The following is a 24,313-nucleotide window of genomic DNA, read 5'->3' on the forward strand; positions in this document are numbered from 1 at the left end:
CTTCAGATCTTCCTTGAACTGCTCCAGCAGTTCTTTGCCACTTTCGCCGGTCATCTCGATGAACTTTTTCTCCACCTGGGGCGCACGGGCCTTGAAGGCTTCGATCTGTTCATCGGTCAGGCGGGTGACGGTGACCTCATCGCTGGCCTTTTTGATTTTTGCCAGTGCTTCATCGGCCAGGCCATCGATGTGAACCAGGATTTCCTCGAAGGCGAAATCGGCTGCGTCCTGAACCAGCTTCTTGTCCTCGTCAGACAGACCCTCATAGAAATTCTGGTTAGCCATCATGGCGGTGGTGAACCAGCCATGGCCGGTGAACACGAGGTTCGGAGATACCTCATAGAGGCCGCCGGACTCAATCCAGAAGATCGGGTTTTCCTGGCCCTGAATCATATTGGTCTGCAGGGCGCCGTATACTTCACCCCAGGGCAGAGGGGTCGGGGTGGCGCCAAAGGCGTCATAGGTTTCAGACAGCAGCGGGTTGGTCATCACCCGGATCTTCTTGTTGTTGAAGCCTTCCGGACTGGTGACCGGTTCGTCGACCGTTACGACCATTTCACCTTCCGGGTACATCTGCAGGAGCTCAAGACCTTTGTCCGCGTAGAGTTCCGGGAAGTCCTCATTGATCGCTTCACTCTCACGGAAGAACTCGACAACGGTTTCCATGTCGGTGGGCATCAGGTAGGGAATGAAGAAAATCTGTGCTTCCGGGATCAGAGAACCGGTAAAGCCGGGAGACTGGTTTACGAAGTTGAGGATGCCAGCCTGGGTTTGTTCCATAATGTCGTCGGACTCACCCAGTTCACCGAAGCGATAAATCTGAAGGGTATGGTCAGAGTTCTCTTCAATGTATTCTTTGAACTTGTAGGCGAATACGTCCTGGACGTCGCCTTCGTATTCTTCATGGGCATAGCGCCAGTTGGCAGCGTTGACCGAGTTTGCGGCTGTCATGGCCGCGAACGCGATCGCTGAAATTCCGGCCAGTTTTTTGAATTTGCTTAAGCTGCTCATCGTGTTGTCTCCATTTAGTTTTTTTACTCCAGACTCTTGCTGCATTATTAAAGACTGGCAAAACAACGTGGTTTTCGCAAGAAAATGGCCAATTTAGATGGCTGAACGGTATCGTATTGAAGTGAAATGAAAAACGATTGAAGTGATTCCATTACGAGGGAGGGAACTGGATGGACAAGTCGTGGATGACGTGGCGGTTGACGGTTGTTGTCAGCTGCCTGTTGGGGTTGGCCGGGTGCATGTCACAACCCCTGATGGGCAGCGGTAACGTGCCGTTGACCAATACATACTGGAAGCTTCAGGAGGTTGCGGGGGCGCCAATGCCCGATGCCGGTGCGGCCAGTGAAGCGCACCTGATTCTCCGGGACGATGGTGTTGTAAATGGCTTCAGCGGCTGCAATGCGTTTCGTGGCGAATATGAGGTCATCAACAACCGAAACCTGGTATTCAGCCGCATGGCCAGTACGCGCCGTGCCTGCCACAATATCGATATTCCGGAGCCGGCATTTTTCCGAGCGCTGGAGAACACCGCCGGTGTCCAGATGGAGGATCGTCACTTGCGGTTACTGGATACTGACGGCCAGGAGTTGGCGGAATTTGAAGCTATAACCCAGCCCTGAGGAGAAACTGGCGGAACTCTGAAACGACCCGCTCCAGGCTATTCTCCAGCCGGTGTCCGTCCGGCACCACCAGCATGGGAAGCTTCTGTTGTTGCGCGAGCTCAATAACAGGAACCACCGGAACCACGTCATCTTCCCAGCCATGAATGATCTGGATGTGGTCGGCCTGAATGACCGGGTTCGATTGTGGGTAGCGAGGGAGGGCAAGTGCCGGCGCCAGCAGGAAGCAACCCAGAACCCGTTGGTGGGCACTGGTTTGCGCGCAGACCCAGCCACCCATGCTGGAACCTGCCAGGATGGTGCGTTCCGGAACGGCGCCCGCCTTCTCTATCGCATCCCGCATCTGTTCCAGGCGGGTGGTGGGGTCTTTGCTGCTGCGGTGATCGACCGCGACGGCGGTGACACCGGGAAGTTCTTCCGCTGCCTGTTTCATGGCCAGAATTTTGGTGCTTCCCGGGCCGCTTTCGAGACCGTGGGAGAGAAATACGTGAGTGGTCGTTGCTGTCATTTTCCGGAGTCCATCTTTTATATTGCCTGAGGGGCGTCAGGCCTGGCTGAGAATATCCAGGGCATGACGCCGTTTTTCGGGGTCATAGATATCGACGGTGAACATGAGTTCGTCCACGTCCACGGTGTCCAGCAGTTGGTTCAGTTGATCCCTGACAGATTCCGGGCCACCGAGTACCTGCAGTCCCAGGAAATCCCTCACACTGGCTTCTTCGCCGGCATTCCACAGACCGTCCATGGAATCCACCGGTGGCTTCATCCACAGTGGTTGTCCCCTGAACAGGGCCAGAATGCGTTGGTAGCTGGTGGTGGACAGCCATCGGGCTTCTTCGTCCGTGTCTGCGGCAATAGCAGGAATCGCGAGCATGGCGTAGGGCGTTTGCAGTTGCTCCGAGGGTTGGAAGTGGTCGCGATAGACTTTGAGCGCCTCGCGGTAAAGTCGGGGCGCGAAATGCCCGGCAAAGGCATAGGGTAATCCCCGCATGGCTGCGAGTTGCGCGCTATAGAGGCTGGAGCCCAGTAGCCAGATCGGTACGTTGGTGCCGGCCCCCGGGATTGCCTTGACCGGTTGGCCGGGTTGCAGCGGCCCGAGCAGCGTCTGCAGGCGGGCCACGTCTTCCGGAAACTGTTCGGCTCCCAGACCGTCACGCCTAAGTGCCCGGCTGGTGATTGGATCGGTGCCCGGTGCGCGACCAAGCCCGAGGTCGATGCGGTCCGGATACAGGCAGGCGAGTGTGCCAAACTGTTCGGCAATCACCAGCGGCGGGTGGTTGGGCAGCATCACGCCACCTGAGCCGACTCGTATGGATTCGGTCTTGCCGGCAATATGGCCAACCAGGACGGACGTAGCCGAACTGCTGATGCCCTCCATGTTGTGGTGTTCGGCCAGCCAGAATCGCTTGAACCCCAGCTTTTCCGCATGCTGGGCATAGGCCACGCTGTTGGCCAGGGTGGTGCCGACGGAGTCGCCTTCGCGAACGGAAGCCAGTTCCAGCAGCGAAAATGGCGGGCGTTGTGGCATATTTTGCTCCGGAAACATCGGACCTTTGGACTAAAGATCGATCACGATGGGTGGATTCAGTGGCTTGAAGCTGCCGGTACAGGTACTTGCGTTGATATACCGGCGCTGACCAATCTGTTGTTGGCCGTAGCCCTCGTGGATGTGACCAAAGATATGGAGCCTGGGATTGAGGGTTTCAACCGCGCTGGCGAGATCTTCACAGCCGACATTCAGCGAACCGGTCCCGGTTGGCACTGCATCGAGAATGCCCGCGGGTGGTCCGTGAGTAATCAGGATGTCGGTATCCCGGGGGATTCTGGCCCAGCGCTCCGCCAGGTCCGGGCCGCGTTCGAGATTGAAGGCCCAGTTAAAGAATACCGGCGTCCATGGGCTGCCCCAGAATTTCAGGCCTTCCAGTTCGAGGCTGCTGTCCTGCAGGTAATGGGCGTGTCTGACGAGGGCCTGCGCTTCCTGTGGTTCGTCCTGAAAACACCAGTCATGATTGCCGGCAATCAGAATCTTGTGTGGGTGGGGTTGTTCTGCGAACCAGTTGTCGAGGTCTTCCAACTCATCCAGCGATCCCACACCGAGACAGTCTCCGGAGTGGATCAGGATATCGCCATCCGGCACCTGGATCTGTCGGTGCATACTGTGGGTATCGGAAATGCAGACAAGTCTCATGGTTCGCTATCCGGCTGAGGGATTGAAGTTGTTGCGAGCAACCGCCCGGAATCTAAGATAGCATTGCCTCCCGATATGTCATCCACGATTTTTACAGTGAGTTCATGCGCCTGATTCTGAGCCGAAAAGGGTTTGATTCCTCCGCCGGCGGGTGTCCGAGCCCGGTATTGCCGGACGGTTCCCCGTGTGTGCTTCCCATTCCCGACAGTCAGTCCGGTATTCGCTACGATGATGTAACCCATGGCGAGCGCAGGCTGGGAAAGATTGCCCGGGATCTGACCAGGGGCAGAATCCGTGGCAACCACGGCGCCCATCTGGATCCGGACCTGATCGCTGACGCCTTTCCCCGGGCAGAGGGTTGGCGTCCGGTGTTGGGGCAGACCGGCTCCGCCCAGGGCCATTTGCGTAATCAGGGAGTGAGTGCCGGGGACCTGTTTCTGTTCTTTGGTGTGTTCCGCAGGGCGGAGATCTGGCAGCGACGCTGGCGATTTGTGCCAGGCTCGCGGCCATTCCATGCCATCTGGGGCTGGCTGCACATTGGGGATGTTCACCGGATTGACGACCTGACTCCTGGCGCCTTGCCCTGGGCCGGTTATCATCCGCATTTTCATGGTGAGCCCGATCCTGGTAATACGCTGTATGTGTCCTCTGACGGCTTTTCCCTGGCAAATGAGAAGAAGCCGTTTCCGGGCAGCGGAGTGTTTACCCACCTCGATGCGCCGCTGGTGCTGAGTGATCCGAACGGACGCCTGCCCACCCAGTGGCGGCTGCCCTCCGGTTTCTTCCCCGGCGATGGCAGGCCAGCGTTGAGTTACCACACCCGCCCGGACCGTTGGCGGCTTGAGCCGCCTTATTGCTATCTGGATTGTGCCGCCCGTGGCCAGGAATTTGTGCTGGATATGGGGGGCTATCCTGACGTGTCGGCTGGGTTGCGGGCCTGCTCAGAACTGGCCGTGACGCCCGGCACCATCCTTGAATCTCTTTGCGCCTTCCACGGCTTCCTCGAACACCACGGGGTAGCCGGCCGCGCCCTCTGATACCAAGGCCTCATGCATGTCCAGATCCCATTGATGGATAGCAGACGCCCGGTCAGCCAGCATGCATTTTTGCGGAAAACCAGCGATGTCCCGGGCCATTTTTTGAGCTGTTTCCAGCGCCGTGCCATCGGCAACCTTGCGGCTGGCCAGCCCTATATCCAGTGCTTCATCGGCCTGAACCGGCCGGCCGGTGAGAATCATGTCCATGGCGCGCCCGTGGCCGACAATGCGGGGTAAACGCACGGTGCCGCCATCGATCAGCGGCACGCCCCATCGCCGACAGAAAACCCCGAACACTGCCGATTCTTCCACGACCCGCAGATCACACATCAAGGCCAGTTCCAATCCACCGGCGACCGCATAGCCGGAGACAGCGGCTATAACCGGTTTCGACAACGCCATTCTGGTGGGGCCCATGGGCCCGTGACCGGTGCCATGGGGATCGATTTCATTACGCCGCTCAGGATCACCCACTGCGGTCAGGTCCGCACCTGCGCAAAAGTTGCCACCGGCGCCGCAAAGCACAGCCACTTTTAATGCATGGTTCTGTTCGAATTCCATAAACGCCTGGCGCAGGGCATTAGCTGTTGGCTTATCGACGGCGTTGCGTTTGTCAGGCCGGTTGAGGGTTATTGTCAGAATGCCGTCCTCCTCAGAGGTGAGCACGGGGTAGTCGGTCATTGGGGTATCCTGTCTTTGCCGATAACGTTGGTTTGGAAGTGTAAAAATAGCATGCGGCCAAGGGATTTGTTGGCGGTCGTCATAAAACTGTCACAGCGGGCGGCCATGCTGGATTGCGTCAGGACGACAAGCATTGTGGTTGCTGATCGTGTTAATGCTTTTACCGGGGATCTCCCCGGTTTTTTTATGTCGGCGAAATGAGATCGAAGAATGAAAACAATCGCGTTTTACAGTCTCAAAGGTGGTGTCGGAAAATCCGCGTCAGCGGTCAATATTGCCTATCTTGCCAGCCAGGCAGGATACTCCACCTTGCTTTGGGACCTGGATCCGCAGGGGGCGGCAAGCTGGTACCTTGCCGGAGCTAACAGCGTTAAGGGACGTAAACTGTCGGCCCTGATGAAAGGCAAAACACCGATCGCCAGCTTCATACACGAAAGCGACTACAAGAATCTGGATTTTATTCCGTCTCATACCAGCTTCCGCAACCTTGACGTCAAGCTTGATCAGAATGACAGCGCCAACCTTATAAAGGAGTGGTTGGCACCGCTGTCGGAGGAGACCAGCCTGGTGATTCTGGATTGCCCGCCGTCGCTGTCACGATTGTCAGAACAGGTTTTGAAAGCGGCCGACAAGGTGTTTGTGCCGGTGATACCAACGTGGTTGTCGCTGAATAGTTGGCTGCAGTTGCGGGAATTTGCGCGCGAGAAAAAGCTCAAGCCTTCCCGTTTGCATCCGTTTTACGCTATGGCGGACCGTCGCAAAAACCTGCACCGGGAGTTAATTGATGCGCAGGACGATCGATTGCCGACAGGGCTCAAAACCATCATTCCCTACGCCAGTGTGGTGGAAAGGATGGGGGAGGAAGGCATCCCGGTAGAACGCCTGGCGCCCAACTCGGTCGCGGCCGACGCCTACCGCAGACTCTGGGGCGAAATCAGGGCTTTGCTATAAGGTGGGGGCTTAGCTACGGCTCAGTTTATCCCTGCGTAGCGAGCGCTCGAGTCTCCGATGGCTCTCGAACTGTTCTGACAGCACACCCTGCACGTACTCGATATGCCGCCCGGCTATCTCACGTGCCTCCTCGGCCCGTCCCTTTGTGATGGCTTCGAATAACTGTTGATGTTGTTTCAATAGTCCGTTGCGGGTTTCCGCTGTCTTCGAGTACATACCGTCGATGTTGTTGACGACGCTGTTCTTTAACATGTTGAACAGCCCGCGAATGGTGTGTAGCAGAATGACATTGTGGCTGGCTTCGGCGATGGCGAGGTGGAAGCGGGCGTCGGCGACGCCCTCTGCCTGGACGTCCTGGTTGTTGCTATTGCTGTAGCACGCCTGCAGGGCTTCGTAGGCTTCCCTGAGTTTAGCCTTGTCCACATCCGTGGCTCTTTGCGCCGCGTAATAGGCGCAGTCGCCTTCCAGGGTGCGGCGAAACTCCAGCAGGTCGCGGTGGGCGTCCGGTCGGTTTTCCAGCAGCCCGATCAGCGGGTCGCTGAAACTGGAGCCGAGTGTTTCAGCTACATAATGCCCGCCACCCTGACGACTGACCAGAAGCCCCTTGGCTGCGAGCCGCTGAACAGCTTCCCGCAGGGAAGGGCGGGAAACCCCGAACTGCTCCGCCAGTGCCCGCTCGGCCGGCAATCGCTCCCCGGGTTGCAACGTGCCTTCCAGGATCATGGTTTCCAGCTGCTCGACAATGGTGTCTGCAAGACGCTTTGGTGAAATCTGACCGATAGCCATTCTATTCCCGCGCTTTAGTGATTGGTCTGACCAATGCTGTGTTGGCGTTTATTTGACGAATTTGGGCAGCGTTCTACCATAGCTATCAGACCAATGGATTAGCAGTTAGCTTTGACAGCCCGCGATCAACTCACATATCGTATCAGACTCTAGTTGTAAATTGGTATTACCAATTTACCTTTGCCTCACCCCGTCCGGAGGACGTTTAGCAATGAGTGAGCTGTTCTATGACGCAGCCCCGAACGCTACCCGGGTAGCGCCCGCCCGGGAAACGGAGCGTCGTTATCCTGACAAGCCTGCGGAGGTATCGCTTTTCGGCACCTGCGTGGTAGACCTGTTCTTCCCGGAGGCAGGGCTGGATGCGATCCGCTTGCTGGAACAACAGGGCGTTCGGGTACACTTTCCCCAACAGCAAAGTTGTTGCGGCCAGCCCGCCTGGACGTCCGGCTATCGGGAGGAGGCCAGGGCCGTTGCCCTGGCGCAGCTGGACCTTCTGGATGATGGCCGTCCGGTGGTGGTACCGTCTGGTTCCTGCGCCGGCATGTTTCGCCATCATTACCGGGAACTGTTCGCGGAGGAGCCGGACAATCTGAGGCGAGCCGAGGAACTGGCCGAGCGTACCTTCGAGCTGACGGAGTTCCTGCTCAAGGTTTGCAAGGTTCAGCTTGTTGACCGGGGTGAGAAGCACAAAATTGCATTGCACACCTCCTGCACTGCCCGCCGGGAAATGAATACCCATCTGCACGCGCGGGAACTGCTGGCCCAGCTCGATAACGTCGAACGTATCGATCACGATCATGAAAGCGAGTGCTGTGGGTTTGGCGGGACTTTCTCCGTGCGCATGCCGGATATCTCCGGCGCCATGGTACTGGATAAGACCACGGCACTGCGGGAATCCGGAGCGGCAGAGGCCATCAGTGCCGACTGCGGTTGTCTGATGAACATTAATGGCGTTCTGGAAAAACAGCAGCAGACGTTCCGCGGTCGCCATCTGGCCAGCTTTCTCTGGGAACGGTGTGGAGGTGAGCAATGAACCAGCGCATTCCAGTGACTGAGCTGACCAGTGACTTCAAGGGCCGCGCCCGGGAAGCGCTGGCCGACTCGCAGTTGCGTTCCAACTTCCGCACCGCCATGGACTCGCTGATGCGCAAGCGGGCGGATGCGTTCAGTGACGAAGATGAACGGGAAGGCCTGCGGGAGCTGGGCAACCACATTCGCGCGCGTTCGCTCTCCAATTTGCCGGATCTGCTGGAACAACTGGAAACCAGGCTGACCGCCAATGGCATCAAGGTGCATTGGGCGGAGACGGTTGAGGAAGCCAACGAGATTGTTCACGGCCTTATTGAAGCTCACGACGGTCGCCAGGTGGTGAAGGGCAAATCCATGGTCAGTGAGGAGATGGAGATGAACGACTATCTCGCCGACCGTGATATCGAATGCCTGGAATCGGATATGGGCGAGTACATCGTTCAGTTGGATAATGAGAAACCGTCCCACATCATCATGCCGGCGATTCACAAGAATGCCCGTCAGGTGTCGGCGCTGTTCAATGAAAAACTCGGCGAACACGTCTCCGAAGATGTGGACGAACTGATCCAGACCGGGCGACGCATCCTGCGCCGCAAGTTCCTGGAGGCGGATGTGGGGGTGTCCGGAGTGAACTTTGCCATCGCTGAAACCGGCACGTTGTTGCTGGTGGAAAATGAGGGCAACGGCCGCATGAGCACCACGTCGCCTCCGGTCCACATTGCCGTAACCGGGATCGAGAAAGTGGTGTCCAACCTGCGGGATGTGGTGCCGCTGGTTTCCCTGCTGACCCGCTCGGCCCTGGGGCAGCCCATCACCACTTATGTGAACCTGATCTCCGGACCACGCAAGCCTGATGAGTTGGACGGCCCGGAAGAAGTGCACCTGGTATTGCTGGATAACGGCCGCACCGGTGCGTTTACCGACGCCCAGATGCGCCAGACCCTGAACTGCATTCGTTGCGGAGCCTGTATGAACCATTGCCCGGTCTATACCCGGGTGGGTGGCCATACCTACGGGGAAGTCTATCCGGGACCGATCGGCAAGATTGTCACGCCGCATATGGTGGGGCTGGACCAGGTGCCGGATCATCCCAGTGCGTCTTCCCTCTGTGGTGCCTGCGGGGAAGTCTGCCCGGTGAAGATTCCCATTCCGGAGTTGCTGCAGCGACTGCGACAGGAAAATGTTCAGGCTCCGGGGCATGAGCCGGTATCGGTGAAAGGGGCCGGCAGCAAGTACTCCCGCAAGGAGCGATTGATGTGGCGGGCGTGGGTCATGCTGAACACCCGTCCGGCCTTTTATAAGCTCTTCCTGTGGGGGGCGACCCGGTTCAGGGCGCTTGCGCCAAAGAAAGCGGGCCCGTGGACCGAGAATCACAGTGCGCCGGTGCCGGCTGCTCGCTCTCTCCATGACCTCGCCCGGGATCACCTGAAGAATTCAGACATCCTGGGAGAAAAATCATGAGTGCTCGCGCCAATATCCTCAATAAGCTCAGAACCAGCCTGGCGGGCACCACGCCGCGCCCGGACGAATTCGACGAATCCCTGGTGACCGGCCCCTGGCGCTATCCCCCAGAGGAGCGCATTGCCCGGTTACGGGAACTGATGGAGGCGGTGCACACCGAAGTGCATCAGACCTCTGAGGGTGACTGGCCGGCACGGGTCGCGGAGTTACTGGCGAAACGGGAAATCACCAATCTGCTGTATGCCCCGGCCACGCCTCATGGCGAGCAGTTAGCGAGGGCCTGGAAGGGGGAAGCGGGTAGGCCGGCATTGCGGGTCTATGACCGCCCGGTTGAAGAGTGGAAAGCGGAGCTCTTCAATGATGTGCAGGCCAGTGTGACGGGTACCCTTGGTGGCATTGCGGCCACGGGGTCGCTGGTGCTGTGGCCAGACCGAAATGAGCCGAGGCTGATGAGCCTGGTGCCGCCGGTGCACATTGCTCTGCTCAAGGCCAGTGCAATTCACGATAACTGGTACAACATGATGACGGACCAGAACTGGGCTGCGGGCCTGCCATCCAATGCGTTGCTGGTGTCCGGGCCTTCCAAGACGGCGGATATCGAGCAGGTGCTGGCTTACGGTGCTCACGGACCTAAGGAGCTGATTGTCCTCATCCTTGAGGACGTTTGACACCGTTACAGTCGTAAAGCCTTGAGCAGATCCATGCCCATGTTTTCGGCATGGGATTTAAGTGCCTGTGCCGTCTGGCGTGACTGGTAGTGGATAACGTCGGCAACTCCTCGTGCCTGATCCGGTATCCTGATTTTTGATAGGAGGCTGACCAGTTCGTTCCAGTCGCTGTCCCCCAGCAGTTCCGAGCGATTAAGCAGTCGCTCAAGCAGGGCGCCGTGATCAGCCGCCATAAGGCTCGCCAACAGTTCCTGGCCCTTACCGGGCAGGCGGCGCGCAAAGCGGATCAGCGAGCGAATCTGTCCGGTGCCGATGCCAGCGGATACGATAGCCTGCAGTATGAAGTTATCGTGGAACACGCTGAGGGTGGTCAGCTCCTTGACTTGTTCGTCTGTCATTCTGCTCAGAAGAGTGAGGATGACCGCCGCATGGTTCTGACGGACTGCGTCGCGAATGAAGGCTTCGAGTATATCCGCACCCTGGCGAAGACCAACCTTGGCGACAAAGGCCTGCAAATCACCGTTCATTGTCTCGATGAGGGGGATGGTATTGGCCATCAGGCCCTCGTCGTAGGCGGCTTTCATCAGTCCTTCCAGAACCTGCTCGTCCCGCAGGGCCTGCAAATGCACCAGCGATCGCTGGTGGCGTTCCTTGATGGTATCCAGGGAACGGAGAATCGGCCCCCAAAGCGCCTGACTGTTGGCCACATTGATCAGTTCGTTCAGGGTTTCGGGGTCACGCTCCACGATCAGGTTGGTGATCCTGCTTTTTATGTCCCGTCCGACCTGATCAATCACCCACATCAGGATCGGCCACGTGTCGCGGTTTCCAAGGCCGGCCAGAATGATTCGATTGAGGCGTTCATTGTCGACCAGGCGGATGATATCTCCGAGCTGGTCCGGCTCGTCCATGTAGAAAACCGTGCGCAGCAAGGCCACGTCATCGTCGATCAGCGCCAATACCTGGCGAATGGCGGTGGATGGCAGCGCATCGGCCAGTTGCCCGGCAGTAACGTATTGTTGCTGTTCGATGAGGATGACGGCCGCTGACGCAATCTGGTCCGTGGGTACGTGCCGGATCAGAGTTCGTAGTGCCCGTGGGTCTGCCTTGAGGGTGATGTCAGCGAGGAATTCCACAGACAACCGGCGGGCAATCTTGCCGACCTTCAAGGGTTCCACAAAGGGCAGGGTGCGAGCGGCGATCACCGGGCCACAATCGGTTGCGAGTCTGGCGGCGTGTTTTGCGGACAGTGCCCTGACCAGGCAGCTCAGGCGCCGAAAGGTCGATGCCTGGTCACTGTGGAGGTTATCGAGAACGGCATCCCTGACCTCGCGTATCTGGCCAGGCTGGCATTGGCTGGCCAGATTCCGCTGCGCTGCAGGGAGTTTGCCAATGAGCGCCTGTAACTTTTCCAGTTCGGCAACCATCTGCAAAGAAGACGTTTTCACAGCCATTACTCCTTTGCCTGATGATCTTTGCCAGTGGTCAGGTTGAATACCAGTCGCGATGGCAGAGACAGGTGGTGGCGAGCTTGCTCAAGCTCACTGGCTGTTTCCTGGCGATGGGTGGCCAATGAGGTCTCGGCATTGTTTCTTATGGCTTCCGCGAGCTCATCGGGCAGAGTGTCCAGAACGCTGGAAAGTTGGGCTGAGGGTGTCATTGTGCGCCTTTTTACGTTTGTTCTTGTTAATTTGTTCTTGCAACCTTATTTTAAAAATGTGACATATGTCACGAAAATTGTCAGCATTCACAACAATAAGATTGTCAGGCGAGCGCAATGGACAAGCGAAAGCTAACGTCAGGATTACCGGTGCCTTCCGTGCCGGGCAATCGAACCCTCCTGCGCCTTCGGTCAGCACTCGGGGAGTTACCGCCCGTTCAGCGTGCCGCGGCCGTTGCGTCGGAGGTTGAAAACCAGTTGCTACTGGTGCTCAGAAACCGGCTGCAGAAGCTGGATGGTAATGGCTTGTTCCATGGACATTCCGACGATATCACGCCAACCCTGGTGACCGCCGATACCGCGGGCATTCTCCGAGACCTGCATCACCGTTCGATCTACCAGACCAAAGAGTCCGCTACCGATGACCTTATCCGGATCATCGTGCAGCAACTGGTCCCTGACGAACTGCGGGTACTGGCATTGGTCTCGGATGAGCAGCCTCACGCCATGTGTCACATGGACGTGATCGGCCGGCTGGGTAAGCCGGTCTATCGACTGCGGGGGCACCTGAGCCGGATAGCCCAGGAGTCCGGGCTGATGCTTGGCCAGTGGGCGCCTTACTATCTGAACCACCTGATCCAACTGGGATTGGTGGAAACCGGGCCTTCGTTCAAGACCCTGTTGCAGAACTATGAAAGCATTGAAAACGGCCTGGCAGTGCGAGCTTTGACCGCGGACATTGAAGGTCAGGCGGGTATGAAAGTGCGCTTTCAGCGGCTGTCCTTTTCGATTTCGGATCTCGGTAAAACCCTTTGGTCAAAAACCCTCGACTGCCGTGAGAGCGACGAGTCAGCGGGCGCGACAGACCAACAATAAAAACGATTGGAAGTGCGAGTATGGAAGCGGTAGTGAATGACTTCGTGTCAAACCTGTGGCTGTATCTGTCGATGCCGGTAATCAGTGGTGTTGTTGGTTATGTCACCAACGTCATAGCCATCAAGATGATGTTCCAGCCGCTGGAGTTTGTGGGTAAGCCTCCGTTCCTGGGTTGGCAGGGCATCATTCCCCGGCGTGCGGCGAAAATGGCGGCAATTTCGGTGGAAACCATCACCACCCATCTCATTACTCAGGAAGAGATCTTCTCCCGCCTGGATGCCGATAAGGTGGCCAATGCGCTGGAGCCGGCGCTGAACGGCATGATCGAGGAAATCGTCGACCAGGTGATGCTGGAGTATGAGCCGAAGCTCTGGGAATCCTTGCCGGAAATGGTCAAACGGCAGATCTACAAGCGGGTCAAGCGGGACGCTCCCAAACTGATCAATGACATCATGAACCAGCTCAAGATCAACATCTCCCAGATGTATGACCTCGAGGACATGGTGGTGACCAACCTGAGCCGTGACAAGGCGCTGTTGAACAAGATCTTCCAGGAAGTGGGTGCCGCTGAATTTCGCTTTATCGGGCGGTCGGGGTTGTACTTCGGTTTGCTGTTCGGTCTGCTCCAGATGGGCGTGTGGCTGTTCTTCCAGCAGGGCTGGTTATTGCCTGCCTTCGGTTTGCTGGTGGGCTATGCCACCAACGCCATTGCCCTGCAGATGATCTTCAACCCCAAAGAGCTGATGCGTATTGGCCCGTTCAATATCCAGGGCTTGTTCATGAAGCGCCAGAATGAAGTGGCCAGTGATTACGGCCGTCTGGTGTCCTCGTACGTTCTTACCCCGTCCAACATCATCGAGGGGATTCTGAAAGGACCCTACGCGGACAAGGTATTCGATATGATCGGACGCCATGTACAGCGTGCGGTCGACGAACAGACCAACCTGGCCAAGCCATTCGTCACCTTTGCCGTGGGCACCCAGACCTACCGCGACATGAAGTCCAGTGCGGTAAAACGGCTGATTCAGCGGCTGCCGGCGACGCTGAAGCACATCGAAGATTATGCTGATGAAGCCCTGGACCTGGAACATACCCTGTCAACCCGTTTGCAGAGCCTCAAACCCTCGGAGTTCGAGGGCATGCTGCGGCCGGCGTTCGAACAGGACGAGTGGATACTGATTGCGGTCGGTGCTGTACTGGGTTTGTGTGTGGGGGTATTCCAGCTTACCTTCATGTTCGGATAACGGGGCTGACTCAGGAAATCCGCTATGGCAGTACAGATTACGGTTCGTAAGACATGGTTGGCCATTGCTGGGGTATTACTGATCCTGGCCATCGTTTTGGGTGCGACCGGCGCCTATTGGTTGTGGAAGAATCTGGGGGCGGAGCTGCTGTTGCGTGACCAGCAGGCGAAAGTGTCCATTCCCGAGCCCATGGCCGTGGGAATCGATATTCTGGACAGTCTGGATATCGAGCTGGATACCGTGCTGTCCACGACGGTACCCATCGACCAGACCCTGACGTTGCCGATTCGCGACACCCTGAACGTGTCGGTCACTTTTGATAGCGCCGTACCCATTCAGATGGTGGTGCCTTTGCGCCAGAACATTGAACTGAATCAGCGGATTTCGGTTGACGGTAACGTGGAAGTCAAAGCACTCGGTAAATGGTTTGAATTGCCGTTGCGCGGCGAGCTTCCGGTCAAGGCCGTCATCCCTCTGGACGAGGAGATCGAGATTGATCAGATGGTGGATCTGAAGTTCACCGCACCCGCTCAGGTTGAACTGCTGGAGTCCCTGCAGGTGCCGCTGAAAGTGGATATTGCCACGGATATTCCACTGAAAACCGCGATGTCTGTGCCGGTCCGGTCGCGGATCAATGCCTACGCCACCATCCTTGAGCCTGCGGATGCCCTGCTGGCGGAGATGGACCTGGAGCTTCCCATTCGTGAAATTGGACTTTCTTGGGCGCCGCAAGACGAATCGGAGCCAGATCCATACGACGACACGCCCTCGGAGCAGCCAAGGCAATGAGTGCTCTTGGACGCTGGATTCTGTATGGCTGGCTGTTTGTACTCGTCGTTGCGCTTGGTTTGCTGGGTGGGTTCATGCTGTATACCCGGGTGATCATCGGTGTGTCCCTGACCGATCAGTTCGCACTGTTGAGGTTGCCAGCGGAACTGAGGGTCGATGCCCACACCGAAGAAAATGCCGAGCTTACCTTGCTGGGGCAGGTGGACGTGAAAGTGCCTTTCCACCACGAAGCGCTGCCGCTGCATCTGAAGGGGCAATACCGTACCCAACTGGATCTGGACACCATGGTGCCGCTGCGCATGGAAATCCATTACCGCGACACCTTGACCGTTGAGACGGATCTGGACGTTTCTGCCAACACCGGAATGATCTATTCCTGGCTGCCGGAACTGCCGGTCAGAGGTGTGTTGCCCGTGCGATTTGATCTGCCGGTGGATATGGTCGTCCCTGTCGAAACCATGGTGCGATTGAAGTACAGCGGGGAGGTGTTGGCGGCAATAGATCAGGTGGTCCGGCCGTCGGTGGATACCGAGTTGCTGACGTCCCTGAACCTGAATCTGGATATCGAGTCACCGGTAAAAAACCGGTTCTCGGCGATTATCACGCCTGAAAAACGTGCGGTGCCCATCATTCTGGATGATTCGGTTCTGAAATTGCCGTTGCAAGATCTGGGGTTCTTCAGGGTGGATGCGGGGCACTGATATGCGGTGAGGTGTATACCTGCGATAAGAAACTGTCGTGTTTGCTTACAATTCGTTTCTCTAGCCATACTTTAGTCTAAGGCTTTTCCCCGATGGGTTGGATATATTCGAATCAATGGATTCTTATATTCCATTCACGGAGGGTAAGGCATGTTTGGTAAACACCGTATTGCAGAGTTAACCGAAGCGTTGGAGGTTTCTCGGCACGATTTCGCCCGGGTACGGCAAATTCTGGATGCCATTAGCTCCCAGATCGGATACATCGAGTTCAGTCGTTCCGGTATCGTTGAGTCGGCCAACGATATTCTGCTGTCGGTGGTGGGTTACCAGCGCCAGGAATTGATTGGCAAGCACCATCGCCTGTTGTGTGATTCCAGCTATGTCTCGTCTGACGAGTACCGCCGCTTCTGGGAGGATCTGGGGCGAGGTATCTCGCAACAGGGAATATTTCCCCGCTATGCCAAAGACGGTAGCCGGGTGTGGCTGGAGGCCACCTATTTCCCCGTAACAGGTTTGGACGGGCAGGTTTGCAAGGTCGTCAAGATTGCCCGTGATGCCACAGCGGCACAGGATAAGGTCGCGGATGACAGCGCCATGCTGGAAGCGATTAACCGCTATATGGCGGTGATCAAGTTCACGCCAGATGGTGAGATACTGGAAGCCAATGATAATTTCCTGACCACCACCGGCTACGCCAGGGACGAAATCCTTCTCCAGCATCACAAAATGTTCTGCTTTGACGACTTCTATCGCGATAATCCCGATTTCTGGAGCCGCTTGGCTCGGGGCGAAAGCTTTTCGGGACAGTTTGAGCGCCGGGACAAAAGCGGTCGTAGTATCTGGCTGGAGGCGACCTACAGCCCGGTGCTGGATGCAGACGGACAAGTCTACAAGGTCATCAAGTTTGCCTCCGATATCACCGCCCGCGTGAACAATGCCCGCGAGGCCGCCGAAGTCGCAGCGTCCACATCTGAAGAAACGTCGCAAATCGCCGCCGAGGCCAATCGTGCCCTTGCTGTTGCGGTGGAAACTTCGGAGTCCACCCTGGCGGAAGTGTCCAGCGCAGCTGCCGTCAGCCGGGACCTGGAAGCCCAGGCCGAACAGATCGGCAACATCGTCAGCACCATCCGCACGGTAGCCGAACAGACCAACCTGCTGGCGTTAAATGCCGCCATTGAAGCTGCCCGGGCTGGTGAAATGGGGCGGGGGTTTGCGGTGGTGGCGGACGAGGTGCGTCAGCTGGCGGCCAAAACCGCCCACTCACTGGAAGAGATTTCCGCCGTGGTGGGCAAGAACAGCCATCTGATCGAATCTCTGCGCTCCAGCATGGACGGGGTGTCCGAGCTGTCCCGCCGCAGTTCCGGGGAGATCTCCAGCATTGCCAGTGGCATTGGGCAGGTGGAGAAAGGCATGACGGATCTGGCAGCAGTGGTCGCCCGGCTGACGAATGAGGAGTGAGCCCCCGCTCACTCGCTCTCCCGCATCAGGTCTGCCGCTTTCTCCGCAATCATCACCGCCGGCGCATTGGTATTGCCGCCAATGATGCTCGGCATAATAGAGGCGTCCACCACCCGCAGGCCCTCTATTCCATGAACCCGCAGTTTAGGATCGAGCACTGCCATGTCGTCGATGCCCATTTTGCAGGTGCCTACCGGGTGATACACCGTATCGGTGCGTGCCCGCAGAACCTCGCGGATGTCATCGTCTGTGGTGACGTTCGCGGTGAAGGGGTCTTTGGTAATGAAGCGTGATAGTGCGGGCGCCTTCATCAGCCGATCGGTCATTTTGTAGCCCTTGACCATGTCTTCGATATCATCCGGATGGCCAAAAAATTTCGGGTCAATGACCGGGGGTGTTTGCGCCGAACGATCTTTCAGGGAAACAGTACCGCGGCTCTTGGGGCGCAGCAAGCAGACGTGGCAAGAAAAACCGTGGCCGCCATGCAGGGTTCTGGCGTGATCATCCACCAGTGCAATCACGAAGTGCAGCTGGATATTGGGAGCGTCCAGTTGAGCGTCGGTTTTGAGGAACCCACCGCCCTCTGCAAAGTTGGACGCCAGCAGGCCGCGACGCTCTTTGCGGTAACGCATGAACTGACGGATGCCGTGCAGGCCACCTTTCAGGGACAACCCCAGCAGGTTGGCATCCCTGGATTTATAGCCAAAGATGAAATCCGGGTGGTCCTGAAGGTTTTTACCCACGCCAGGAAGGTGATGCACCACAGGCACACCGACTGCTTTGAGCTCATCGGCATCCCCGACACCGGATAGCATCAATAGTTGCGGTGACTGGAATGCGCCGGCGCTCAACACCACTTCCTTCCGTGCACGAATCTGTCGTAGCTGGCCGTTTTGCAGGAACTCGACGCCGACCGCGCGTTTGCCCTCGAACAGAACGCGTTGTGTCAGCGCATCGGTTTCGATCGTCAGGTTAGGGCGACTGTCGAGGTGGGGCTGCAGATAGCCCCGGTAAGTGCTCCAGCGTTCGCCGTTCAGCTGGGTCACCTGATACAAGCCAATGCCTTCCTGCTGAGGCCCATTGAAATCGTTCGTCAGGGGGTAGCCCACCTGCTCGGCAGCCTGTAGATAATGTTGCTGGAAAGGGTTGTCACTTTGCAGATTGCTGACTTTCAGTGGCCCGTCGGTACCATGCCATTCATCTTGCAGAGCCTGATTACCTTCAGACTTCCTGAAGTACGGCAGCACATCCTTGAATGCCCATCCGTCATTGCCCTGGGCTGCCCAGTCGTCATAGTCACTGCCGTGGCCACGAATGTACGCCATGGCATTGATGGCGGACGAACCACCAAGCACCTTGCCACGGGGCTGGTAGCCACGCCGGCCATTCAGGCCCGGCTGCGGTACCGTCTCAAACGCCCAGTTGTTGATATTCTTCGGCACCATTGCGACCACGGCGGCTGGTGTCTGGATCAGCCAGCTGGCGCCCTTGCGTGATCCGGCCTCAATCAGCGCCACGGTCGTATTGGCATTCTCGCTCAACCGACCCGCCAGTGCGCAGCCGCTGGAGCCTCCGCCTACAATCACGTAATCCACTGTTCGCATTGCCGGTCACCTATGAAATTGTTGTTTTAGAAGGGGAGGGTACAGATTTACTGTAAGTATGGAGAGTGTGGGAAGCGGAGTTAATTCTGAAGGTGATTCTGGGCCAGTTTTCTGCCAACAAGCGTTGGGTGTACGCACGGTGCCGCCGACTTCGCAGATAAAGCGACGGCCCCGCGTTGTGCCGTGAATCCTATCCCCGGCCTTGCACATCAGTCAGCCTCTTATGAGGGCTTCAAGCGCCTTTTGTTTGGCGGGAAATCATTGACTTTGGCTTGTGTGGCTCTGCAGGTAGTCACTCGCCAGGGCAGACAGTGCCTTGATGCCGGTGACCAGTGCCTTGTCATCCACATAGAACTCCGGCGAGTGATTGGGCGCCGCATTTTTCATGTTTTCCATGGGGGTCACACCAAGGAAAAAGAACAGCCCGGGCACTTCCTTCGCATAATACGAGAAGTCCTCGGAACCGGTGACCAATGGCGCTTCGAACACCCGCTTGGGAGCTACCCGCTTCAGGGTGGGGAGCATCTGTTGGGTGAGCGCCGGATCGTTCACCGTTGTGGCGTAATTGTTAACGATAGAAACCTCTGCTTCAGCGCCGGAAGCGTGAGCAATATGTTCCGTGGTCGTGGTCACGTGTTCATTCACCTGCTGCTGCACATCGTCGTCAAAGGTGCGGATGGTCCCGCTCATTTTGACGGAGTCCGGGATGATGTTGTGGCGGGAGCCACCATCAATGGTGCCAATCGTGACAACCGCCGGAGCCGGCATGATGTTGGTCTTGCGGCTGACCACCGTTTGCAGTCCGTTGATAATCTGGGCGCTCGCCACGATGGGGTCAACGCCATCCCAGGGCTGCGCGCCGTGGGTTTGCTCACCTTTCACCGTGATATAGAGGTCCGAGCTGCTGGCCATGGTGGGACCGCTACGGTAACTGATGATGCCGGTGGGGGCTTTTGGGGTCACATGAAGCCCGAAGATCGCGTCTACATCCGGGTTCTTGAGAACCCCTTCCTCCACCATAAGGCGAGCACCAAAGTGCTGTTCGCCTTTATAGACATAGTCACTGGGGCCCTCTTCCGCCGGCTGGAAAATGAACTTCACGGTACCCGGAAGCTGATCGCGGACGTTGGCGAGGTTCTGGGCAACCGCCATCAGGATGGCGACGTGGGCGTCGTGCCCACAGGCGTGCATGACGTGAGTTTCCTCGCCCTGGTATGTCTGGATCACTTCAGACGCATAGGGCAGCCCTGTGCGTTCCTTGACGGGCAACGCATCCATGTCCGCCCTGAGGCCCACCACCGGCCCGGGAAGGCCGCCCTTGAGAATGCCGACGACACCGGTTCTGCCAACATCGGTTTGGACCTCCATTCCCAGTTTGCGGAGATGGTCGGCGACCAGTTTGGCGGTTCTGTGCTCCTGATTGCCGAGTTCCGGGTGTTGGTGTACGTCGTGGCGCCATTCAATGGCTTGCTGGTGAACCGATTCGGCGCCCTGGATGACCTGGTCTGTCAGTGATTGATCTGCCATAGCAAAAGGGGTTGTGACGGTTGTACAGGCAAGCGTTGCCCGTAGCAGTGCTTTACGCATGCGTATCTCCTTGCGATTGTTGTTTATGTTTTAGATGTGTCGACGTGGACTAAGGAGGAGGGGAGTGTTGGTACTCCGAGGGTGAGCAGCCAAACCATTCCTTGAATGCCCGATAGAATTGGGCCGTCTGTCGGTATCCAAGAAGCGAGGCCGTTGCTTCGTTGGAGTAACCTTTTGAAAGGTAGTTTCTGGCGAGTTTGCGGCGACTCTGATCGAGAATGTCCCGGAAGGTCGATCCCTCCGCGCGAATATGGCGTTGTAAGGAACGTGGGCTCACCGCCAACAGATTCGCGCACCGGTCGATATGCGCCTCACCCCGGCGGGACAGGGTCGGAATCAGGATTTCGACAGATTCCAGCCAGTTGGGTTGCCCCTGTAACTGCTTGAGCCGACGTTCGCGCCTTGCCAGTTTTTCCACGGGGCACGCTTCCCAGGGAAGCGGTCGGTTGAGCTGTTCCGGAGAAAACTGTATAGCCGGCTCGCGACCACCAAAGTGCACAGCGGCAGGAAACAAACGATGGTACTGATCCTGAATGGCGAGGGGAGGCACATGGTTAAGCCTGATGAGATCAATCGACTGGATGCCAAGGGCCACCAGGATCCGCGAGAAGCTATAAACCATCGCATCCAGCTGCTCGTGGGCCCCCGAGTAGCCGGCTGCCGGCGTTATCCGAAGAGTGGCTGACTCAGGGGTTGTTTGCAGCTTGAGGGTGCAAAGATCCGAATTCACTTTCATGTAACGACAGAGCAGTGAGATGGCTTCGTCCAGACTCAGGGCACCCGCCAGGAATGTCCTTCCCATAAAACCGGGATCGTAGTTCAGGTGGCTGTAGGCCTTCGTCATCAGGAGCGGGTCATCGCGACCATCGGTGACAGCGGCGTGAAGTTCCAGCAGGCGTTCCAGGGGGATGCGAGTGGAAGCCAGGTACGAGTGCCTGCCAATCACCGTACTCAGGGATTTTTCCAGTTTTGCCGGCTCCACAACATGCCTCAGTCCCTTAACCGTCGTCAGGAAATGTTCGCGGGAGACCGATGATTCAGGAGTCGCTTCGAGCATGGTGTTTTTGTCTTGTTGTTCGGGCGTCAGACCGTTGCCTCAGGTTGGAGCTCACCTGAGATCCTGTGTGGAGAAATTACCGTTTGAGGAGGTGTGGCGGCAAGTGCAATCGGCGCCAATTGGGCTGTGGGGTTCCGGGGGAGTGGGCTCACCTACCGGGTTAGCTCTATTGCGAGAAACAGGCGGAAAACTGAAGCACCGTCCATGGCGCTATCGGATCGAAAGATCACGGTGTATATCAGCTGTCCTCAGGGGGTAACGATGTTGAACCCGAATTCGAAGCTGTCCAGCAGGCCAAGATAGGTCATGAAGGCCTCTTGGCTACCGTCAATCTTTATGTCTCCGGCTTTGATCGCATCCGGAAAGGTCCGCTGCTTGAGGTTGATGGCATCCAGTACGGTGCGGTCCAGTGTAACCGTGGCGTCCGCGTCGTCATTGCGGGTACCCATGGTGTAGTTCATCACGCCATTGGCGACGGTAAGCTCGACCCGTTCGTCGACATCCGGCATGACGATATTCAGGCTGATGTCCACGCCATCCTGTGCAGCCTTGGGGTGATCCAGGCGCATGGCCAGATAGTCCATGTACTTGTCCAGCGGCAGGCCGCGGATGATATCAGGGGAGGCCGTACTTGGCGTCAGGCCGGACACGACACCTTCACGAAGCTCCTTCGCACCACTGAGGTAGAAATTGCGCCAGGGACCGCTCTCGGACTGGTAGCCCATCTGGGTCAGGACGTCAGCCAGCAGGTTTTTTGCGTTGGCGTTGCCCGGTTGGGCAAAGACTAGGTGGTTCAGAGCCGTGGCCGCCCAGCGGTAATTGCCAGCTTCGTAGTCCGCCCGGGCTTTGTCGATGAGGGCTTCCGCGCCGCCAACGTACTCGACAAACTTTTGTCCCTCCTCAACCGGGGGCAGGGGGTTGAGTTCCGAAGGATTGCCGCTGAACCAGCCGAAGTACAGTTGGTACTGGGCCTTGGCGTTGTGGCTCACAGTGCCGTAGTAACCCCGGTTAGCGAATTCGTTGGCCAGTGTTTCGGGCAGTTTCAGGTTTTCGGCGATTTCATCCATGGTCTGGCCCTTGTTGGCCAGGCGCAGGGTCTCGTCGTGGATGTAGCGGTAGGTGTCCCGCTGTTTGCGCCAGAACTCGTTGATTTCCCCCTTGCCCCAAACCGGCCAGTGGTGGCTGCCGAAACTGATCTCGACGTCGTCACCAAAGAGGTTGATCACCTGATTGATGTACTTGGCCCACTGGTCGCCATTGCGCACCTTGGCACCGCGCAGGGTATAGAGGTTGTGCAGGGTATGGTTGATTTCCTCTGCCTGCATCAGCGCTTTGGAGTCGGGCAGGTAGAACATCAGTTCCGCTGGCGCTTCTGCGCCCGGGGTGTTGATAAAGGTCATGGGAACGCCATCAACAGTTGTTTCGATCGGCTCTCCCGGCGGACCGGAGATGGTGCGCGTGGGTTGCACAATGGTGATCAGACCTGCCGACGTCTTTTGGCCCAGGCCTGCACCAATGGAACCTTCCGGTCCCGTGGGCAACAGATTGCCGAACATATAACTGGCCCGACGGCTCATGGTATTGCCGGCGATCAGGTTCTCACCCACCGACTCCTCGTAGAAATTCTCGGGCGCGATGACAGGGACGTTGCGACGCTCAATCTCTTCCTCGGTTATGATGCCCTTCACGCCTCCGAAGTGGTCCGCGTGGCTGTGGGTGAAAATAATGGCACTGACCGGCAGGTCGGCGACGTGCTTTCGCAAGAGCTCGAAACCGGCTTTCGCGGGGTCAACGGATATCAGCGGGTCAATCACGATCCAGCCGTTATCGCCACGGATGAAGCTCATCACCGACAGGTCGTAGCCCCGAATCTGATAGATGCCCTCCGTCACCTCGAACAATCCGGTAATCTGATTAAGCTGCCCTTGTCGCCAGAGGCTGGGGTTGGCTGTTGCAGGGGCATCCTGATCCACCAGGAAATCAAACTGGCCAATGTCGTAAACGACCTTGCCGTCGGCATCGGTGATCTTTTTCTGCTCCGGCGTTGCGATCAGCCCCCGTGTTGCCCGCTCGAAATCGGCGCGATTATCAAACGGCAGGCTCTCCAACACAGCACGGTTGGCTTCGGCGGTGTGCTTGCTGGCTTCCTGTGATTGAGCTGCAGGTGCCAGCAGCATCAGCCCGGCTATCAACGGAACGGTCATTTGTCTGAGGGGTGTTGTTGTTATCATATTGACTCCTGTTGCATAGATTTCGGGCCACAACCGGTATCCCCGGGTCATGGTCTAAAGAAACAATTCCAATACAGCCCGCATTTCCATGGCGAGCGCTTTTTGGTCACGGGGTGTTCCCGTTATCTGGTTCTGCAGCTGGTAGCGGAACACACCATCAATTAATGCATAACCGAGGGAGGCGTCGATCTCGTCTGCCTTGTCGGCTCGGGTTGCGGCCAATTTGAGAATATCGATCAGGGTCTCTTCGATCTCCTCGACCACGGGCCGGAAGGCAGAATCGAAAAGAGCCTGACTCCTAAGGTCGTACCATAACCGGTGGGTCGAGGCTTCCTCGACAATGGTGGTTGCCAGTGCTCCGGCCAGGGCGTTGATGACGGCCTCCCGACCATGGGCATGGTTGACTGTCTCGTTGAGCAGGGAGGTAAAGGCTGTTTTGTAGACGCTGACACAGTGAAGAATCAGCTCCGTTCGGTCTTCAAAGTAGTAATGGAGCATGCCCAGCGACAAGCTGGATTTCTCGGCGATATCCCGCAGGCTGGTATTGGCGTAGCCGAGCTCCTGAAGAGCCTTCAGGGCACTGCCTGCAATCTGATCTTTCTTTTCCTGGCGTTTTCGGTTCTTGCGCTCGGCTCGAACCTGCAACTTACCGGATACCTCGGAATTCATAGGGC

24 protein-coding genes are annotated in these 24,313 nt (G+C 57.4%); 11 read left to right on the top strand and 13 right to left on the bottom strand.

Annotated elements, in window-relative coordinates; translation table 11 throughout:
• Positions 1 to 1,011: TRAP transporter substrate-binding protein (locus tag MARLIPOL_RS15020; protein WP_012139107.1), on the bottom strand; the 1,011-nt coding region annotated here is incomplete at its 3' end.
• A 170-nt stretch (positions 1,012 to 1,181) separates the two neighbouring features.
• Between MARLIPOL_RS15020 and MARLIPOL_RS15025 the strand changes: the two genes are divergently transcribed.
• Positions 1,182 to 1,631 (top strand): META domain-containing protein, encoded by a 450-nt coding sequence (locus tag MARLIPOL_RS15025; protein WP_012139109.1) that lies wholly within the window; start codon positions 1,182 to 1,184, stop codon positions 1,629 to 1,631.
• Here the strand turns inward: MARLIPOL_RS15025 and MARLIPOL_RS15030 are convergent.
• From MARLIPOL_RS15030 to MARLIPOL_RS15040, 3 genes are read right to left on the bottom strand one after another with little or no spacing between them, the layout of a single operon-like run.
• A complete protein-coding gene (locus MARLIPOL_RS15030; protein WP_012139110.1) occupies positions 1,615 to 2,139 on the bottom strand; it encodes an alpha/beta hydrolase in 525 nt (174 codons plus the stop codon). The two genes, MARLIPOL_RS15025 and MARLIPOL_RS15030, sit on opposite strands and share 17 nt — an antisense overlap.
• 36 nt (positions 2,140 to 2,175) lie before the next feature.
• Complete coding sequence (locus MARLIPOL_RS15035; protein WP_012139111.1) at positions 2,176 to 3,159, bottom strand: LLM class flavin-dependent oxidoreductase; 984 nt, start codon at positions 3,157 to 3,159, stop codon at positions 2,176 to 2,178.
• A gap of 30 nt (positions 3,160 to 3,189) precedes the next feature.
• Positions 3,190 to 3,819: a metallophosphatase domain-containing protein gene (locus MARLIPOL_RS15040; protein WP_012139112.1), complete on the bottom strand. Its 630-nt coding sequence runs from the start codon at positions 3,817 to 3,819 to the stop codon at positions 3,190 to 3,192.
• A gap of 104 nt (positions 3,820 to 3,923) precedes the next feature.
• On the opposite strand from MARLIPOL_RS15040, the gene MARLIPOL_RS15045 reads away from it, so the two are divergent.
• Positions 3,924 to 4,856, top strand: a complete 933-nt coding sequence (locus MARLIPOL_RS15045) for an Nmad3 family putative nucleotide modification protein (protein WP_051123161.1) — start codon at positions 3,924 to 3,926, stop codon at positions 4,854 to 4,856.
• Here MARLIPOL_RS15045 and MARLIPOL_RS15050 read toward each other — a convergent pair.
• Complete coding sequence (locus MARLIPOL_RS15050) at positions 4,761 to 5,537, bottom strand: crotonase/enoyl-CoA hydratase family protein (RefSeq protein WP_012139114.1); 777 nt, start codon at positions 5,535 to 5,537, stop codon at positions 4,761 to 4,763. The two genes, MARLIPOL_RS15045 and MARLIPOL_RS15050, sit on opposite strands and share 96 nt — an antisense overlap.
• 210 nt (positions 5,538 to 5,747) lie before the next feature.
• On the opposite strand from MARLIPOL_RS15050, the gene MARLIPOL_RS15055 reads away from it, so the two are divergent.
• Positions 5,748 to 6,488: a ParA family protein gene (locus tag MARLIPOL_RS15055; RefSeq protein ID WP_012139115.1), complete on the top strand. Its 741-nt coding sequence runs from the start codon at positions 5,748 to 5,750 to the stop codon at positions 6,486 to 6,488.
• A 9-nt stretch (positions 6,489 to 6,497) separates the two neighbouring features.
• On the opposite strand, the gene MARLIPOL_RS15060 is transcribed toward MARLIPOL_RS15055, so the two are convergent.
• The gene (locus MARLIPOL_RS15060; RefSeq protein ID WP_012139116.1) at positions 6,498 to 7,274 is read right to left on the bottom strand and encodes an FCD domain-containing protein; all 777 of its coding nucleotides are present in this window, start codon (positions 7,272 to 7,274) and stop codon (positions 6,498 to 6,500) included.
• A 211-nt stretch (positions 7,275 to 7,485) separates the two neighbouring features.
• Between MARLIPOL_RS15060 and MARLIPOL_RS15065 the strand changes: the two genes are divergently transcribed.
• The 3 genes from MARLIPOL_RS15065 to MARLIPOL_RS15075 are packed head-to-tail and all read left to right on the top strand — an operon-like array spanning position 7,486 to position 10,432.
• On the top strand, positions 7,486 to 8,307 hold the full coding sequence (locus MARLIPOL_RS15065; RefSeq protein WP_012139117.1) for a (Fe-S)-binding protein: 822 nt from the start codon (positions 7,486 to 7,488) through the stop codon (positions 8,305 to 8,307).
• Positions 8,304 to 9,764 (top strand): LutB/LldF family L-lactate oxidation iron-sulfur protein, encoded by a 1,461-nt coding sequence (locus MARLIPOL_RS15070; RefSeq protein ID WP_012139118.1) that lies wholly within the window; start codon positions 8,304 to 8,306, stop codon positions 9,762 to 9,764. The genes MARLIPOL_RS15065 and MARLIPOL_RS15070 overlap by 4 nt, the downstream gene beginning before the upstream one ends.
• Positions 9,761 to 10,432, top strand: a complete 672-nt coding sequence (locus MARLIPOL_RS15075) for a LutC/YkgG family protein (protein WP_012139119.1) — start codon at positions 9,761 to 9,763, stop codon at positions 10,430 to 10,432. The genes MARLIPOL_RS15070 and MARLIPOL_RS15075 overlap by 4 nt, the downstream gene beginning before the upstream one ends.
• Before the next feature lie 5 nt (positions 10,433 to 10,437).
• Here MARLIPOL_RS15075 and MARLIPOL_RS15080 read toward each other — a convergent pair whose 3' ends face one another.
• Together MARLIPOL_RS15080 and MARLIPOL_RS15085 are read right to left on the bottom strand one after the other, a co-directional pair.
• On the bottom strand, positions 10,438 to 11,880 hold the full coding sequence (locus MARLIPOL_RS15080; protein WP_145768797.1) for a hypothetical protein: 1,443 nt from the start codon (positions 11,878 to 11,880) through the stop codon (positions 10,438 to 10,440).
• A gap of 5 nt (positions 11,881 to 11,885) precedes the next feature.
• On the bottom strand, positions 11,886 to 12,092 hold the full coding sequence (locus MARLIPOL_RS15085) for a hypothetical protein (RefSeq protein ID WP_012139121.1): 207 nt from the start codon (positions 12,090 to 12,092) through the stop codon (positions 11,886 to 11,888).
• A gap of 117 nt (positions 12,093 to 12,209) precedes the next feature.
• Between MARLIPOL_RS15085 and MARLIPOL_RS15090 the strand changes: the two genes are divergently transcribed.
• The 5 genes from MARLIPOL_RS15090 (at position 12,210) to MARLIPOL_RS18935 (ending at position 17,160) form a co-directional block, all read left to right on the top strand.
• A complete protein-coding gene (locus MARLIPOL_RS15090; RefSeq protein ID WP_145768798.1) occupies positions 12,210 to 12,968 on the top strand; it encodes a DUF4393 domain-containing protein in 759 nt (252 codons plus the stop codon).
• A gap of 20 nt (positions 12,969 to 12,988) precedes the next feature.
• Entirely contained in the window at positions 12,989 to 14,212 is a 1,224-nt protein-coding gene (locus MARLIPOL_RS15095; RefSeq protein ID WP_012139123.1) for a DUF445 family protein, read from the top strand.
• A 24-nt stretch (positions 14,213 to 14,236) separates the two neighbouring features.
• Complete coding sequence (locus MARLIPOL_RS15100; RefSeq protein ID WP_012139124.1) at positions 14,237 to 15,001, top strand: hypothetical protein; 765 nt, start codon at positions 14,237 to 14,239, stop codon at positions 14,999 to 15,001.
• Positions 14,998 to 15,702 (top strand): hypothetical protein, encoded by a 705-nt coding sequence (locus tag MARLIPOL_RS15105; RefSeq protein ID WP_012139125.1) that lies wholly within the window; start codon positions 14,998 to 15,000, stop codon positions 15,700 to 15,702. Before MARLIPOL_RS15100 ends, MARLIPOL_RS15105 begins: the two co-directional genes overlap by 4 nt.
• 150 nt (positions 15,703 to 15,852) lie before the next feature.
• Positions 15,853 to 17,160 carry a methyl-accepting chemotaxis protein gene (locus MARLIPOL_RS18935; protein ID WP_012139126.1) on the top strand — a complete coding sequence of 436 codons (1,308 nt, stop codon included), beginning with the start codon at positions 15,853 to 15,855 and terminating at the stop codon, positions 17,158 to 17,160.
• An 8-nt stretch (positions 17,161 to 17,168) separates the two neighbouring features.
• Here the strand turns inward: MARLIPOL_RS18935 and MARLIPOL_RS15115 are convergent, their stop codons facing one another.
• The 5 genes from MARLIPOL_RS15115 to MARLIPOL_RS15135 form a co-directional block, all read right to left on the bottom strand.
• Positions 17,169 to 18,764 (bottom strand): GMC family oxidoreductase, encoded by a 1,596-nt coding sequence (locus MARLIPOL_RS15115; protein WP_012139127.1) that lies wholly within the window; start codon positions 18,762 to 18,764, stop codon positions 17,169 to 17,171.
• A 258-nt stretch (positions 18,765 to 19,022) separates the two neighbouring features.
• Complete coding sequence (locus tag MARLIPOL_RS15120; RefSeq protein ID WP_012139128.1) at positions 19,023 to 20,351, bottom strand: amidohydrolase; 1,329 nt, start codon at positions 20,349 to 20,351, stop codon at positions 19,023 to 19,025.
• A 49-nt stretch (positions 20,352 to 20,400) separates the two neighbouring features.
• A complete protein-coding gene (locus MARLIPOL_RS15125; RefSeq protein ID WP_012139129.1) occupies positions 20,401 to 21,408 on the bottom strand; it encodes a helix-turn-helix transcriptional regulator in 1,008 nt (335 codons plus the stop codon).
• Positions 21,409 to 21,656: 248 nt separating this feature from the next.
• Complete coding sequence (locus MARLIPOL_RS15130) at positions 21,657 to 23,639, bottom strand: alkyl/aryl-sulfatase (protein WP_012139130.1); 1,983 nt, start codon at positions 23,637 to 23,639, stop codon at positions 21,657 to 21,659.
• Between the two features lie 54 nt (positions 23,640 to 23,693).
• On the bottom strand, positions 23,694 to 24,308 hold the full coding sequence (locus MARLIPOL_RS15135; protein WP_012139131.1) for a TetR/AcrR family transcriptional regulator: 615 nt from the start codon (positions 24,306 to 24,308) through the stop codon (positions 23,694 to 23,696).
• Between the last annotated feature and the right edge of the window lie 5 nt (positions 24,309 to 24,313).

This window comes from Marinobacter lipolyticus SM19 (genome assembly GCF_000397065.2).
Lineage (GTDB): Bacteria > Pseudomonadota > Gammaproteobacteria > Pseudomonadales > Oleiphilaceae > Marinobacter > Marinobacter lipolyticus.

Bases quoted from the DNA above. Each gene is read 5' to 3' on its own strand.
- MARLIPOL_RS15025 (WP_012139109.1), top strand. From the start codon at position 1,182: ATGGACAAGTCGTGGATGACGTGGCGGTTGACGGTTGTTGTCAGCTGC.
- MARLIPOL_RS15030 (WP_012139110.1), bottom strand. From the start codon at position 2,139: ATGACAGCAACGACCACTCACGTATTTCTCTCCCACGGTCTCGAAAGC.
- MARLIPOL_RS15035 (WP_012139111.1), bottom strand. From the start codon at position 3,159: ATGCCACAACGCCCGCCATTTTCGCTGCTGGAACTGGCTTCCGTTCGC.
- MARLIPOL_RS15040 (WP_012139112.1), bottom strand. From the start codon at position 3,819: ATGAGACTTGTCTGCATTTCCGATACCCACAGTATGCACCGACAGATC.
- MARLIPOL_RS15045 (WP_051123161.1), top strand. From the start codon at position 3,924: ATGCGCCTGATTCTGAGCCGAAAAGGGTTTGATTCCTCCGCCGGCGGG.
- MARLIPOL_RS15050 (WP_012139114.1), bottom strand. From the start codon at position 5,537: ATGACCGACTACCCCGTGCTCACCTCTGAGGAGGACGGCATTCTGACA.
- MARLIPOL_RS15055 (WP_012139115.1), top strand. From the start codon at position 5,748: ATGAAAACAATCGCGTTTTACAGTCTCAAAGGTGGTGTCGGAAAATCC.
- MARLIPOL_RS15060 (WP_012139116.1), bottom strand. From the start codon at position 7,274: ATGGCTATCGGTCAGATTTCACCAAAGCGTCTTGCAGACACCATTGTC.
- MARLIPOL_RS15065 (WP_012139117.1), top strand. From the start codon at position 7,486: ATGAGTGAGCTGTTCTATGACGCAGCCCCGAACGCTACCCGGGTAGCG.
- MARLIPOL_RS15070 (WP_012139118.1), top strand. From the start codon at position 8,304: ATGAACCAGCGCATTCCAGTGACTGAGCTGACCAGTGACTTCAAGGGC.
- MARLIPOL_RS15075 (WP_012139119.1), top strand. From the start codon at position 9,761: ATGAGTGCTCGCGCCAATATCCTCAATAAGCTCAGAACCAGCCTGGCG.
- MARLIPOL_RS15085 (WP_012139121.1), bottom strand. From the start codon at position 12,092: ATGACACCCTCAGCCCAACTTTCCAGCGTTCTGGACACTCTGCCCGAT.
- MARLIPOL_RS15090 (WP_145768798.1), top strand. From the start codon at position 12,210: ATGGACAAGCGAAAGCTAACGTCAGGATTACCGGTGCCTTCCGTGCCG.
- MARLIPOL_RS15095 (WP_012139123.1), top strand. From the start codon at position 12,989: ATGGAAGCGGTAGTGAATGACTTCGTGTCAAACCTGTGGCTGTATCTG.
- MARLIPOL_RS15100 (WP_012139124.1), top strand. From the start codon at position 14,237: ATGGCAGTACAGATTACGGTTCGTAAGACATGGTTGGCCATTGCTGGG.
- MARLIPOL_RS15105 (WP_012139125.1), top strand. From the start codon at position 14,998: ATGAGTGCTCTTGGACGCTGGATTCTGTATGGCTGGCTGTTTGTACTC.
- MARLIPOL_RS18935 (WP_012139126.1), top strand. From the start codon at position 15,853: ATGTTTGGTAAACACCGTATTGCAGAGTTAACCGAAGCGTTGGAGGTT.
- MARLIPOL_RS15115 (WP_012139127.1), bottom strand. From the start codon at position 18,764: ATGCGAACAGTGGATTACGTGATTGTAGGCGGAGGCTCCAGCGGCTGC.
- MARLIPOL_RS15120 (WP_012139128.1), bottom strand. From the start codon at position 20,351: ATGCGTAAAGCACTGCTACGGGCAACGCTTGCCTGTACAACCGTCACA.
- MARLIPOL_RS15125 (WP_012139129.1), bottom strand. From the start codon at position 21,408: ATGCTCGAAGCGACTCCTGAATCATCGGTCTCCCGCGAACATTTCCTG.
- MARLIPOL_RS15130 (WP_012139130.1), bottom strand. From the start codon at position 23,639: ATGATAACAACAACACCCCTCAGACAAATGACCGTTCCGTTGATAGCC.
- MARLIPOL_RS15135 (WP_012139131.1), bottom strand. From the start codon at position 24,308: ATGAATTCCGAGGTATCCGGTAAGTTGCAGGTTCGAGCCGAGCGCAAG.